Annotated in this window: 2 protein-coding genes; one reads left to right on the top strand and one right to left on the bottom strand. The window is 69.6% G+C overall.

Features of this window, described 5'->3' with window-relative positions; genetic code table 11:
• The first annotated feature begins 93 nt into the window (after positions 1–93).
• Positions 94–14,799, top strand: a complete 14,706-nt coding sequence (locus WKC72_RS10940; RefSeq protein ID WP_370182582.1) for an amino acid adenylation domain-containing protein — start codon at positions 94–96, stop codon at positions 14,797–14,799.
• On the opposite strand, the gene WKC72_RS10935 is transcribed toward WKC72_RS10940, so the two are convergent.
• A complete protein-coding gene (locus WKC72_RS10935; RefSeq protein ID WP_112302496.1) occupies positions 14,734–15,450 on the bottom strand; it encodes a M50 family metallopeptidase in 717 nt (238 codons plus the stop codon). The genes WKC72_RS10940 and WKC72_RS10935 overlap by 66 nt on opposite strands.
• Positions 15,451–15,468: the final 18 nt, after the last annotated feature.

The following is a 15,468-nucleotide window of genomic DNA, read 5'->3' as shown; positions in this document are numbered from 1 at the left end:
AAGCAATCTCCTAGAAAACTGGGGCAGACTCCTGAATGGAGGCACCCCAGCAAGCAGCGTCGTGCGGGGACGTATGCGTGAGAGAAGTCAGCGATGAGTTCACCGACCTCGGTTGGTCCCGGAGACTCGTCGGCGCGCGCGTTCCCCCTGTCACCCGCGCAAACGGGGATGTGGCTCGCGCAGCACGTCGAGCCCACGGTTCCGGTGTCGGTCGCCCAGTACGTCGACATCCACGGCGATCTCGACCGGGGCGTCCTGACGTCCGCGTGTGTCCGGGCGGCGGCCGAGTTCGAGTCGTTCTTCCTGCAGATCTCCGAGGTCGACGGGCAACCGCTGCAATGGGTGGAACCGAGCCTGGACGCTCCCGTCGGCTATCTCGATTTCCGGGATACGCCGGACCCCGAGGCGTCGGCGCACACGTGGATGCGCACCGAAACCGCCGATCCGATCGACATCCAACGTGACCGCCTGACCGTCTCGTTCCTTCTCCACGTCGGGCACCACCACTACTTCTGGTATTCGCGCGCCCACCACATCGCGATGGACGGTTTCGGGTCCGTCACGATGCTCTACCGGATCGCCGCGCTCTACACCGCCGCGGTGCACGGACTGCCGCCACCCGCGAGCAGGCCCGTCGGTCTGCGGCGCATCCAGGAACTCGAGACCGACTACCGCACCTCCGCCCGCCGGGAGTCCGACCGGGACTACTGGACCGAGACGATGCGCGGTGTCACGCACGCGAGCACCCTCGCGCGCGGATCCGCCCCGGCGACCGCCGGTTCCCGGGACGTCAGCGGAACGTTGAGCACCGAGGCCGTCGATCAGCTCGAGAAATGCGCGGCAGCGCACGGCGTCAATCCCGCGACGCTCACCGTCTGCGCGGTCGCGGGCTATCTGGCGCGAATGACCGGAGAGGACGACGTCACGCTCAGCCTGCCCGTGTCGGCCCGCACGACGGCGGCGCTGCGCCGGTCCGGCGGCATGGTGTCCAATGTGGTGCCGCTGCGCTTCACGTCCGCGGGGACGGCGACCATCGGCGATCTGGTGTCCCGTACGCGACTCGTGATGTCGGGCGCCCTGCGACATCAGCGGTACCGGCACGAGGACATCCGCGCGGACCTCGGGAACACGGTGTCCGGGCCGCGACTGTTCGGCCCCGCCGTCAACATCATGCTGTTCCCCGAGGAGTTCGAACTCGGTTCGCTGCGGAGCCAATTGCATGTGCTGTCCTCGGGTCCGATCGAAGACCTCCTGGTGAACCTGTATCGGTACGGTCCCCGTGGACGTGTGCACCTCGATTTCAAGGCGAACCCGCGACTGTATTCGCAGGACGAGCTCGCGGGACACCACACGAGATTCCTGCGATACTTCCGGCACTTTCTCGACGCCGATGCCGCCCACCCGATCGGTCGACTCCCGGTCCTCACCGAGAACGAAACCGCGGCGCTGGTCCCCTTCCCCGGACCTCCCGACAGCGTCCCGGTCACGCTCGCCGACGTGTTCCGCGCCTCCGCCGCACAGCATCCGGACGCGACCGCCGTCGTCAGCGCCGGCCGGACGATCAGCTACCGCGAACTCGACGGCCGATCGGATCGGGTCGCTGCGGCGCTGGCGCGGAGTGGCGTCGGGTCCGGCGACATCGTCGCGGTGGCTCTGCCTCGGTCGTCCGACTACGTCTGCGCGGTCTGGGCCGTCGCGAAGACGGGGGCCGCCTTCCTGCCGGTGGATCCGAATTACCCGGTCCCCCGCGTTCAGCACATGCTCGACGACTCCCACGCGGCAGTCGGGTTGACGTCCGCGGAGTACGCAACCACACTGCCGGACAAACCCGAGTGGCTACTGCTCGATGAGACAGTCGGCTCGAGTGTCCACGATTTCCCTACGCCGGCAATACGACTCGACGACGCCGCCTACCTCATCTACACCTCCGGATCGACGGGAGTTCCCAAGGGAGTCGTGGTCACCCACCGCGGAATCGCCAATCTGGTCTCCGCACAGCGAACCCGGCTCGATCTCGACAGCGCGGCGAGGGTTCTGCATGTCGCCTCGCCGAGCTTCGACGCCTCCGTCTTCGAGATGCTGATGGCCTTCGGCTCCGGCGCTGTTCTCGTCATCGCCCCACCCGCAGTGTTCGGCGGTGCCCCTCTGGCGCAGCTGATAGCCACCGAACGTGTCACACACGCGGTGATCACCCCGTCGGTCCTGGCGTCGATGGAACCCGGAGGAGGTCTGCGCACCCTCGTCGTCGCCGGTGAGAAGTGTCCACCGGAACTGGTGTCTCGGTGGGCCTCCCGATGCCGGATGATCGACGCGTACGGTCCGGCGGAGACCACCGTCATGGCGACGGTCAGCGAGCCCCTCGTCGAGCCCGGCCCGGTCACCATCGGCCGGCCGATCCACGGAACGAGGGCCGTCGTCCTCGACCACCGGCTCCGTCCGGTCCCCGTCGGAGTGGTCGGCGAGCTGTATGTGGCGGGGACCGCCCTGGCCCGCGGCTATCACCGCAATACCCGGCAGACGTCGGAACGGTTCGTCGCCGATCCGTACGGGCCGCCGGGCACCCGCATGTACCGCACCGGCGACACCGTCCGCTGGACCCGCGACCACGAACTCGAGTACCTCGGACGCAGCGACGAACAGGTGAACCTCCGGGGTCTGCGCGTCGAACCCGGCGAGATCGACGCCACACTCCGCCGGCATCCGGCGGTTCGATTCGCCGTCAGCGTGATTCGCGCGCAGACGGCCGGCGATCAGCTCGTGTCGTATGTGGTGGGCGCCGACACCGTGACCGAGCAGGAGTTGCTGTCGTTCCTCACCGCCGAACTGCCCCCGCATCTCGTGCCGGCCGCCGTCGTCGTGCTCCCCCACATTCCGTTGACCCCATCGGGCAAGCTCGACCACGCCGCTCTCCCCGAGCACAGCCTCCGGTCACGTTCCCGGACCGCGCCCGACACCGAGCGCGAACGGACGCTCCACGCCCTCTTCGCCGACATCCTCGGGACGTCCGAATTCGGTGTGGACGAGTCGTTCTTCGCGCTCGGCGGCGACAGCATCATGGCGATCCAATTGGCCTCCCGAGCGCGGCGTGCGGGATTCTCGTTCACTCCGCGTGACGTGTTCGAGCAGCGGACGATCTTCCGTCTCGGCCAAGTGGCCGGACACGGCGTCGACAGACCCACCCTCGCGGAACTTCCGGGCGGCGGGATCGGCGACATGCCGCTCACCCCGGCCGCCCGATTCCTCCTCGACCGAGCAGGCGTCATCGACCGATACGCCCAGGCCGTGGTGGTGGAACTGCCACGCGCTATCGATTCCGACACGCTGGACTGTGTGATCGGCGCCGTCGTCGATCGGCACGATGCACTGCGGGCGCGCCTCGTGCGCCGCTCGGACGGGACGGCGTTTCTCACCGTGAGCCCGGCAGGCACACCGCTGCCGGAGGGCACGATCCTGCGGGTCCCGCTGTCCGCCCACGCCGACCCGGCGCAGCGGACGCGGGCGGAACACGAGTCCGCGATCCGCCGGTTGAATCCGGTTGCGGGCGTGATGATGCAGTGCGTCTGGCTCGACCCCGGACCGGAAGACACCACCCGCGCCGGGCGGCTCCTCCTCGTCGCCCATCACCTGGTGATCGACGGGGTCTCGTGGCGAATCCTGATCGGTGATCTCGCTGCAGCGTGGGCGCAGGTGGAGGCGGGGGTATCGCCCACTCTCGCACCGGTCGGCACCTCGCTGCGCCGGTGGTCGCACGGCCTGATCGAGGAGGCGCAGCGGCCGGGCCGCAGGTCCGAGCTGGCGTTCTGGCGTGAGATGACCGCGTACGAGGATTCGCCGCTCGGCACCCGCCCCCTCGACGCGCGGCGTGACGTGAATTCCACCGTGGAGCGGATCCACACGGAAGTGTCTGCGACCGTCACGCACTCGTTGCTCACCGGACTCCCCGCCGCCTTCCGCTGTGAGGTCAACGACGCACTGCTCACCGCCCTCACCCTCGCCCTCGCGCAGTGGCAGCGCCGGCGGGGACGACCGGCCACCGCGCCGGTGATCCGGCTCGAGGGCCACGGCCGCGAGGAGGCGGTGCTCCCCGGCGCCGACCTCTCCCGCACCGTCGGGTGGTTCACCAGCATCTATCCGATCCGCCTCGACCTCGGGGACGTCGACCTGGACGAGGCGTTCGCGGGCGGCCGCTCCGCGAGCACCGCGATCAAGTTGGTCAAGGAACAGTTGCGTGCGGTGCCCGACAAGGGCGTCGGCTACGGGCTGTTGCGGTATCCGGGGGGCGGCGTCGGCCAGATCGCCTTCAACTACCTGGGTCGTCTCGATACCGCAGAGACCGAACGTGATTGGCGCCCGGTGCGGGACGGCGCGACCCTGTTCTCGTCGGCCGAGCCGTCGATGCCGGTCACCGCGCTGATCGACATCACCGCGCTCACCACCCACGGCGTCCTCGACGCCACCTTCGCCTACCCGACGGGTGCGATCGGATCCGAGGACGTGCGGGCGCTGGCCGATCTGTGGGAGCAGGCGCTGACGGCGCTCGCCGCGGTGGCGCGTTCTCCGCACACCGGTGGGCTCACCGCGTCCGATCTGCCGCTCGTCGCCGTGGACCGGAACGACATCGACGAGTGGGAGCGGGACCGTCCGGGTCTGCTCGACGTGTGGCCGCTGACGCCGTTGCAGTCGGGCCTGCTGTTCCACGCGGCGCTCGCGGGCACGGATGTCGATCCGTATGCGATGCAGGTGATCCTGACCCTGTCCGGGCGCCTCGATCAGGATCGGCTCCGGCGCGCGTGCGTCGCCGTCGTCGCGGGACACGCGAACCTGCGCACCGCGTTCGTGCGCGACAGTCGCGGTGTCCCGGTGCAACTCGTGCTCGACGACGTGCCGCTGCGGTGGCGGCACGTCGACCTCACGGACGATGGTGCCGAGGAGATCCTGCTCGACGACCGCACCACCCGCTTCGACATGTCTGCCCCACCGCTGATTCGGTTCACCCTGCTGATGCGAGGGCCGAACCGCGCCGAACTGGCGATCACCGCCCACCACATCGTGTTGGACGGCTGGTCCATGCCGTTGCTGGTGCGCGAACTCTTCACCGCCTACCAACGCGACGACGTCCGCACCGAGTCGCCGGATTCGAGCCCGTACCGCGACTTCCTGGAATGGCTGGCGGCGAGGGATGCCGCCGCGTCGGCGCGGGCGTGGGTCGCGGCACTCGACGGCATCACCGAGCCTGCCACCCTGGCCGAGCCCACCCCCAGCACATCCGAGGCGGTGCTGGAGCTGAGCGAGGACGACACCCGGAACCTGACCGCGCGAGCAACAGAACTCGGCGTCACAATGAGCACCGTCGTGCAGGCGGCCTGGGGAATTGTTCTCGGGCAGGCGACCGCCGGGGACGACGTCGTGATCGGCGCGACCGTGTCCGGCAGGCCCGCGGACCTCGCCGGTGTGGAGAGTGCGGTGGGGTTGTTCGTCAACACTGTGCCCGTGCGGATTCCGCTGGACCCCGACATCGACACCGCCGCACTGCTCACCCGCCTGCAGGCCGACCACGTCCGTCTCCTCGAACACCAGTACCTGGGTCTGGCGGACATCCAGCAGGCGGTCGGCGTGGCGCCGCTGTTCGACACGCTGGTCGCGTTCGAGTCGTACCCCGTGGACCGCACTGCGCTGCCGGAACCCGTGGACGGGCTCACGCTGGAAGGTGTTCGCGCACAAGACGCCTCGCACTACGCCGTGACGCTCGCGGTGACGGTGTCCCGGACCCTCCGGCTGACGGCGAAGTGCCGGTCGCGACGGTACGACGAGAAAGCCCTGCTCGCCCGGGCCGGCCGCGTCCTCGAGTGCATCGGCAGGGATCCGCACGTCGTCCTCGGCAGGCTCGACCTCCTCGGCGATCAGGAGCGCGAGCGGGTTCTGCGCACCTGGAACGCGACGGACGCACCGGTGCCCTCGCAGACCCTGGTGGACCTGTTCGACGCGCAGGTCGCGCGTTCCCCGGAGGCCGTTGCGGTGGTCTTCGGCCCGGGTCGACTGACGTACGCGGAGTTCGACGCACGGGTGAATCGGCTCGCCCGGTATCTCGTCGCGAAGGGAATCGGACCGGAAACCGTCGTCGGTGTCGCGGCTCCCCGCTCGATTCAGCTTCTCGTCGCGCTGCACGCGGTGTTGAAGGCCGGCGGCGCCTACCTGCCGATGGACCCCGAGCACCCACTCGGGCGAACGGCACTCGTCATCGACTCGGCCGCACCCGCGCTGGTCCTCACGTCCGATTCCCGGAATCGCACGGTCCCGGACGGAGTCGCCGTCGTGGATCTCGATCTGCTCGACCTCACCGGGTACGCCCCCCGATCGATCACGGATTCCGAGCGACGCGCACCGCTGCATCCGGCGAACGCCGCGTACGTCATCTACACGTCCGGTTCCACCGGTCGACCCAAGGGCGTGACGGTGACCCACGAGATGATGGTGAACCAGTTTCGCTGGGCGCAGACGCTGACTCCGCTCGACGGTTCCGATGCAGTACTGCACAAGACCCCGCTCACCTTCGACATTTCCGCGTGGGAACTGCTGTGGCCCTTACACACCGGTGCACGGGTGGTGATCGCCGAACCCGGCGGCCACCGCGATCCCCGCTACCTCGCTCGCATCATCGCGCAGGAGTCGATCACGACTCTCCATGTCGTTCCGTCGATGCTCGACGCCTTCCTGGACCAGTGCGGGCCGCGGGCGCTCTCGACGCTGCGCCGCGTGTACTCGGCGGGTGAACCCCTGTCTGCGGCGACGGCATCGCGATTCAGGGAACGCAGTACCGCCAGGCTGTACAACTGGTACGGCCCGTGCGAGGCGGCGGCGGCGACCTCGGAGTTGTTCGACGGCAACGAGTTCGGCACCGCGGTCGCCATCGGCCGTCCCGTTCACAACATACGTACGTATGTACTCGACGGCCGGCTCCGACCGGTGCCGGTCGGGACGAGGGGCGAGTTGTACCTTGCCGGTGGGTACTTGGCGCGCGGGTATGCCGGACGCCCCGATCTGACCGCCGAACGCTTCGTGGCCGACCCCTTCGGCGGAACGTGCGGCCGGATGTACCGCACCGGCGACGTGGTGCGGTGGAACGAGTCGGGCCGGCTCGAGTATCTCGGGCGCAGCGACTTCCAGATCAAACTCCGCGGCCAGCGCATCGAACCCGGCGAGATCGAGTCCGCACTCACGTCCGACCCGGCGGTGACACACGCGGCGGTCACGGTGCACCGCGACCCGGAAGCGGGAGACCGGTTGATCGCCTATGTCGTGGCCGCGGACGGTGCGCCGCCGGACGAGCGCCGGATCGCCGACCGTCTCGCCGGTCTGCTCCCGGCCTACATGATTCCCTCCGCCATCGTTCCGCTCCCGGCGCTGCCGCTGACGACCAGTGGAAAGCTGGATCGCGCCGCCCTACCGGAACCGGCGCCCGCGCAGTCTGCATCCGATCCGCCCGCCACCCCCACCGAGGACGTGGTCGCGTTCGTGTTCGCGGAGGTCACCGGCAGTGGCGGGGTAGGAAGAAACGACAACTTCTTTGCGGCGGGCGGAAACTCGCTGACCGCGGCGCAGGCCGTCGCCCGCGTCGGAGCCGCGCTGGGAACGTCCGTCGACATCCGCGAACTGTTCGACCACCCGACGGTCGCTGAACTGTCCGAGTATCTCGCGAAACGAACACACGACACCGAGCGGCCGCCCCTCGTCCCCCACGCCCCGACCGCCCACGTGCCGCTGTCCCTCGCCCAGCAGCGAGTGTGGTTCCTGAACCGTCTCGACGGACGCTCGGCCACCGACAGCATTCCCGTCGTGCTCCGCCTCACCGGCACGCTCGACGAATCGGCCTTGTGTGCGGCGGTGGGTGACGTGATCGAACGGCACGAACCCCTGCGCACCGTCTACCCCGAGCACGACGGAATCCCCTGCCAGCACGTTCTTCCCGCCTCCGCGGTGCCGCCGTGCACGGTGCGGGAGACGACGGACCCGGTCGGCCGGGTGCGCGACCTGCTGTCGGCGGGATTCGACCTCACTGCCGAACCCCCGGTTCGCACCGAACTTCTCGCGGTCAGCGCGGACGAGTGGGTACTGACCCTCGTCGTCCATCACATCAGCGCCGACGGGTTCTCGCTGGGACCGCTCGCCCGGGACGTGATGACGGCGTATCGCGCTCGGGCGCGGGGCGACCTTCCGGTCTGGACGCCCCTCCCTGTCAAATACGCCGACTACGCCCTCTGGCAGCATGAAATGCAGTACGGACAACGGGGCCTCGCGTATTGGACGCAGACCCTGTCCCGGTTGCCCGAACTGCTCCCCCTGCCGTTCGACCGTGCCCGCCCGCCCGTCGCGACGCACCGCGGCGCGAGCGTCGAGTTCACTCTCGACGCCGAGATTCATCGGCGGATTCGTGCTCTCGCGCGCACGAACGACGCCACTCCGTTCATGGTGGTGCACGCGGCGCTGGCCGTCCTCGCGGCCAGGCTCGGCGATACCTCGGACATCGTCGTCGGCACGCCTATCGCGGGACGCGGGCCCCGCGCACTCGACGACCTCGTCGGGATGTTCGTCAACACACTGGTGCTACGGACAGACGTCGCGCTGAACGACACGTTCGCCGACATACTCACCCGCGTGCGCAACGTCGATCTCGCCGCGTACGCCCACGCGGACGTCTCGTTCGAGGAAGTTGTGGAGGCGGTCGCGCCCGCTCGATCCCGTAGTCGCAATACACTGTTCCAGCTGGCGCTCGCCTATCACAACACGGTGCCGGTCGTGATCGATCTACCGGAGGTTTCCGCCGAGATCGTCGAGATCGAGACGCACACCGCGAAATTCGACCTGCAGCTGACGGTCACCGAATCGGTCGACGACGCGGGCGACCCGGGACCGTTGTCGTGCGTCTTCACCTACGCCACCGATCTGTTCGACGACGCCACGGTGGCGGGATTCGCGGACCGGTTCCAGCGCATTCTGCGGGCCGCGCTGGCCCACCCGGCCGTCGTGATCGGCGACGTCGACGTGCGGGACGTCGCGGAGCAGCAGGCGCGGCACGACGGACCGCCGTCGTTGCCGCAACGCGCCCTGCCCGACCTGATGTCCGCCGCCGCCCGGCAGAATCCGGGAGGATCGGCGCTGACCGCGGACGGCCGGTCGATGACGTATCGCGAACTCGACGCCGAGTCGAATCGGCTCGCCCGCGCCCTGCTGCTGCGTGGGGTCGGACCCGGGGCACTCGTGGCCCTCGGGGTGCCGCGGTCCGCCCTGTCCGTCGTCTCCGTGTGGGCGGTCGCGAAGACCGGTGCCGCGTTCGTGCCCGTCGACCCGCACTACCCCGCCGCGCGGGTCGAGTATCTGATGGCCGACTCCGGCGCCGCCCTCGGGCTGACCACCGCCGCGGACCGCGAGGCCCTGCCGGACGATACGGACTGGCTGGTGCTCGACGACCCGGACTTCCGAACCGAATGTCGCGGTTACTCTTCGGCCCCGGTCACCGATGCCGACCGTGCTCGGCCGCTGGATGCGCGCCATCCGGCGTACGTGATCTACACGTCCGGTTCGACGGGAAACCCCAAGGGAGTGGTGGTGACCCACACCGGTCTCGCCGACTTCACTGCGGAGCAGCGGGACCGGTATTCGGTGACGGCGTCGTCGCGCACGCTGCACGCTTCGTCTCCCAGCTTCGACGGCGCGGTGCTGGAGATGCTGCTCGCGCTCGGTGCGGGCGCCTGCCTGGTGCTCGCACCGCCGACGGTCCGGGGCGACGATCAACTCACCGACCTGCTGGCCCGCGAGCGGGTCAGCCACGTGTTCACCACGCCTACGGTGCTGGCGACCGTCGACCCGCGCGGCCTGCACGACCTGCGGGTCGTCGTGGTGGGCGGCGAACCCTGCCCGCCGGAACTCGTTGCGGTGTGGGCGGCGCAGCAACAGATCGCCGTGTACAACGGCTACGGTCCGACCGAGACGACGATCATGACGAGTATCAGTGATCCCATGGCGGCCGGCGAGCCGGTCACGATCGGCCGTCCGGTCCGCGGCGCCGCCGTGCTCCTGCTGGATTCGCGTCTGCACCCGGTGCCGACGGGAGTGGCCGGCGAAATCTACATCTGCGGGCCGGGCGTCGCACGCGGCTACCACCGCAGGCCCGCGCTGACCGCCGCACGCTTCGTCGCCTCCCCGTTCGGCACCTCCGGGGCGCGGATGTACCGGACGGGTGATGTGGGCCGGTGGCGTCGCGACGGGTCGATCGAGTATCTGTACCGTAACGACTCGCAGATCGAACTGCGTGGCGTCCGAATCGAACTCGGCGAGGTCGACGCGACCCTCCTCACCCATCCGGCCGTGCGATTCGCGGCGACCGATGTGCGTGAACTTCGGGACGGCGTCGACGCACTCGTGTCGTACGTGCTCCCGGCACGGAACGAGACAGTCGATCCCGATCAGCTGATCCGCTTCGCGGCGACGCGCCTGCCGACGCCGCTGGTGCCCGCGATGGTGGTCGTGGTGGACGCAGTGCCGCTCACCGTGAACGGGAAGCTGGACCGCTCGGCACTACCCGACCCCGTTCCTGCGGCCACCGAGTTCGAGGCGCCGCACACGCCCGCCGAACGGGTGGTGGCGACAGCGTTCGCCGAGGTGCTCGGACTCGACCTCGTGGGGCGCGACGAAAACTTCTTCGCCCTGGGCGGCAGTTCCCTCTCCGCCACGCGTGCCGCGTCCCGGATAGGTGCCGCGCTGGAGACGACGGTGCCGGTGCGCGCGCTGTTCGACACGCCGACCGTTTCCGCGCTCGCGGCGACCGTCGCCGAGCAGACCGACGGCGCGACGCACGTCGCCCTGACCGTGCGTCCGCGCCCCGCCCGCGTGCCGCTGTCGCCTGCGCAGCAACGACTGTGGTTCCTCGCCCGCCTCGCCCCCGGCTCCCCCGAATACACCATCCCGATGGCATTGCGGCTCACCGGGACGCTCGACGTCGATGCCCTCACCGCGGCCGTCGCGGACGTGGTGGGCCGTCACGAGCCGCTGCGCACCCTGTATCCCGACAGCGACGGCGTCGCGTACCAGCAGTTGGTCCCGGTGTCGCGGGCCGCTCCCACGCTCCGCCCGGTACCCGTGCCCCGCGGTGACGTCGGCGCGCGGGTCGCGACGTTCGCGTCGAAGGGTTTCGCGCTGGGCGCCGAACCGCCGATCCGTGCGCGGCTGTTCGCCCTCGCCCCCGACGAGTGGGTGCTCGCCGTCATGATCCATCACATCAGCGCGGACGGGTTCTCGGTGCCGCTACTCGTCCGCGATCTGATGACCGCCTACCAGGCGCGGGTCTCGGGCGCGGCGCCCCGGTGGGCCGAACTGCCCGTCCAGTACACGGACTACACCCTGTGGCAGCACGAACTGCTGGGCGACCGCGACGATCCACAGTCCGTTGCCGCGCAGCAACTGTCGTACTGGAAGGACACGTTGTCGGGTGCGCCGGAACAGCTGTCCCTCCCTGCCGACCGGCCGCATCCCGCCATCGCGTCGCACCGCGGCGGCACAGTCGAATTCGCGCTCGACGACGCTCTCTACCGTGCGGTCGAGCACACCGCTACGACCCTTGCCGTCACCCCGTTCATGGTCGTGCACGCGGCGTTCGCGGTGCTCCTCGCGAGGCTCAGCGGATCCACCGACATCGTGATCGGCACTCCCGTCGCGGGACGCGGGGATCAGGCCCTCGACGAACTGGTGGGCATGTTCGTCAACAACCTGGTCCTGCGCACCCAGGTGATTCCCGCGGAAAGCTTCGCGGAGCTGCTCGGCCGCGTACGAGAAGGCGACCTGGACGCGTTCGCGCACTCCACCGTTCCGTTCGAAACGGTGGTCGAGGTGCTCGATCCCGCCCGGTCACGCGCACGCAATCCGCTGTTCCAGGTGGCCCTCGCGTTCCAGAACCTCGATCACGCCCAGCTCACCCTGCCCGGACTCCGGGTGTCGGCGATGGCTCCCCCTACCCGGTCGGCCCGATTCGACCTGCAACTCACCGTGACCGCCGATCCGGACCCGTGGACGGAACGTCCCCGGCGCGCAGCCGTATTCACGTACGCCACCGATCTGTTCGACCACCACACCGTCGCGGACATCGGCGAACGCTTCATCCGGACGTTGAGCGAGGCGGTCGCACAACCGGGTACGGCCGTCGGCGACCTCGCCCTCCTCGATCCGGACCCGGACATCCCCACCGCGGCGCCGTCCTCCGGTGAGACCCTCGTCGATCTGTTCGAGCGGCAGGTCGCCGCCGCACCCGACGCGATCGCCGTCGTCTCCGGAGACCGAACACTCACCTATCGTGAACTCGACGAACAGGTCAATCGCCTCGCCCGGCACCTGATCGGCGCCGGCGTCGGCCCGGAGGCCATGGTGGGCCTGGCGATTCGCCGCTCCGTCGATCTCCTGGTCGGAATGTATGCCGTCGCGAAGGTGGGGGCGGCGTACGTGCCGATCGACCCCGATCAGCCCGCGCAGCGCAATGCCCAGGTCATCCGGTCGTCGGCCGCACGCGCCGTCCTCACCACCGAGCGCGATCGGTTCGACCTCTCCGACGTCCTGCCCACGGAGACGCTGCTCTCCGTCATCGACCGGGTGGACCTCTCCGGTATCGATCCGTCACCGATCTCCGATCTGGACCGGATCGCGCCCCTGCGGGCGCAGAACCCCGCGTACGTGATCCACACGTCGGGGTCGACGGGCACCCCGAAGGGTGTCGTCGTGACCCATGCGGCCGTCGTGAGCTTCCTGAACTGGCGTCAGGACACCGACCCGCTCGGCGCGGACGACACGGTGATGCTCAAGTTGCAGTACACGTTCGACGCCTCGGTCCGCGAATTCTGGTGGCCGCTGATCGCCGGTGCGCGGCTGGTGATCGCTCGACCGGACGGCCACCGCGACCCGCGGCATCTCGCCGGGCTGATCGGACGGCACCGGGTGACCGCGGGATACTTCCTTCCCCTGATGCTGGCCGAGATCCTGGCGATCCCCGACGCGGACCTCACGTCACTGCGACAGGTGTCCTGCGGCGGGGAGGTCCTGCCGCCCGGCACGGCACACAGTGTCCACGCGCGGTGCCCGGCCGCGGTGCTGTACAACGAGTACGGCCCGACCGAGACGGCGGTCGCCGTGACCCGTACGGTCGTCGAAACCGTGGACGCGACCGTCCCGATCGGCGTACCGCAGAGGGGCGTCGGCGTGCTCGTGCTGGATTCGCGGCTGCATCCGGTGCCCGTCGGCGTTCCGGGTGAGCTCTACCTGGCGGGTGCCCAGTTGGCGCGCGGCTATCTCGGGCAGCCGGGAGTGACGGCCTCCCGATTCCCGGCGAATCCGTGGGGACCGCCCGGTCACCGGATGTACCGGACCGGCGACGTGGTGAGTCGCCGCAGCGACGGCACGATCGACTACCTCGGCCGGCGCGATCTCCAGGTGAAGATCCGCGGCCAGCGCGTCGAACTGGAGGAGATCGAGACGGCGCTGCGACACAATGCCGCCGTCGCGCAGTCCGCGGCGGCCGTGTACGAATCAGCCGGCACGGGGGCCCGGCTGGTCGGCTACGTGGTGCCGCGTTCAGGCATGGTGGTGGATACCCGTGCCGTGTCGGCGGAACTGGCGCAGCGGCTGCCCCGGTACATGGTGCCCAACCAGATCGTGGGGCTGGCGGCGCTGCCGTCGACACCGCACGGCAAGCTGGATCGGCGGGCGCTTCCGGATCCGGGTGTGCCACGGGCGCAGCGGTTCCGTCCCCCGACGACCCGCACCGAGAAACTGGTCACCGCGGTGTTCGCGGACGTTCTCGGCACAGGCCTGGTGGGCTTGGACGACAATTTCTTCGAACTGGGCGGCAACTCCCTGTCCGCGACCAGGGCGGCGTCACGGCTGCACGCCACGACTCGGGTCGAGGTCCGGCTCGACTGGTTCTTCGCCGACGCGACCGCGGAGAGCATCGCCGCGAGAATCTCGTCGAGTTTCGCCGCGGCCTCCGACACCTCCGCCGGGCTCGGGGTGCTGCTGCCGCTGCATCCGGACGGCAGTGGCGAGCCGCTGTTCTGCATTCATCCGGCCATCGGGTTGGCCTGGTGCTATGCGGGATTGAGTGCGCATCTCGGCCCCGACCGTCCCGTCTGGGGTGTGCAGTCGCCCGCCGTGACCGTGCCCGTCGAACGGTTTTCGTCTATCGCCCAGCGGGCCCATCGATACGTGGAAGAGATTCGCCGTGTGCAGCCGCGGGGGCCGTACCACCTGCTCGGGTACTCGGTCGGGGGCGTGATCGCGCACGCGATGGCCGTCGAGTTGCGCTCGGTCGGCGAGGAGGTGCGTGTGCTCGCGATGATCGACAGCTACGCGTCGGCGGAGCGGGACACCCCGGCACCGACACTGCCCGAACTGCTCACGGAATTCCGCGGCGCGGCGTCGGAGCAGCTCGGGCCGGAGCAGCTGACCCGGTTGTACGAGGACTACGTCGACGTCGTCGACGCTGCCGCCGACTTCGTTCCGCGACATTTCGATGGGAGCCTGGTGTTCTTCGGCGCTGCCGGGGACGGATCCCAACCTGTTGCAGCGAGCGGGACGTGGCGACCGTGGATCGGTGGGGACGTGATCGCCCACACCGTCCACCGCCCTCACGCGCGGATGACCGACCCGGAAGCGCTGGCCGTCATCGGGCCGATCCTGGCCGGATACCTCGCGGGCGCCTCAGCCGCCGACGGGACGGAGAATCCACCAGCCACCCAGGGCGAGGCAGCTCAGCGTCACGAGTAGGGACAAGGCCACCCAGACGATGCCGGGAACGCGGGTGAGCCGCGCCAGCTGATCCGCATCCGACTCCGGGGCTGCGCCGCGGGCGCGTTGCCGCTGCAGTTCGAGGACCGGGCGCGGCGCGGCGACGAGCATGAACAGGGTGATCAGATATGCCGCGGCCACCTGCTGGTCCTGCGTCCCGAACCACACGAGTCCGAACAGCAGCGCCCCCACCACCGTGAGGGAGAACAACCCGTACAGGTTCCGGACGAGGATCAGCATGGCCGCGAGCGCCACGACACCGATCCACAGCACCGCGACCGCGTGCTGGGTGCCCAGCACCCAGGCCGCGCCGAGCCCCAGAACGGCGGGACCCACGTAACCGGCGAACGTCATGAGGACCACGCCGAGCCCGGTCGGTTTACCGGACGAGATGGCGACACCCGACGTGTCCGAGTGCAGCCGCACCCCCTTCAGCGTTCGGCCGAACAGCAGGGCGACCACCAGATGCGCGCCCTCGTGCACGATGGTCACCACGTTGCGGGTGAGTCGCCAGGCGTGCGGTTCGAGGACGAGGATCACCGCCACCACCGCCGTGACCTGAACGATCCAGGGAGCCGGCGCGGGGCTGACGGCGCTCATGCGCTCCCACAGCGATTGAATTCCAGTCATCGGCGCCGAGTGTACGGC

The organism is Rhodococcus wratislaviensis (assembly GCF_041228765.1).
GTDB lineage: Bacteria > Actinomycetota > Actinomycetes > Mycobacteriales > Mycobacteriaceae > Rhodococcus_F > Rhodococcus_F wratislaviensis.
Note: the sequence above shows the minus strand (reverse complement) of the source record. Positions and strands in the feature narration are given on the sequence as shown.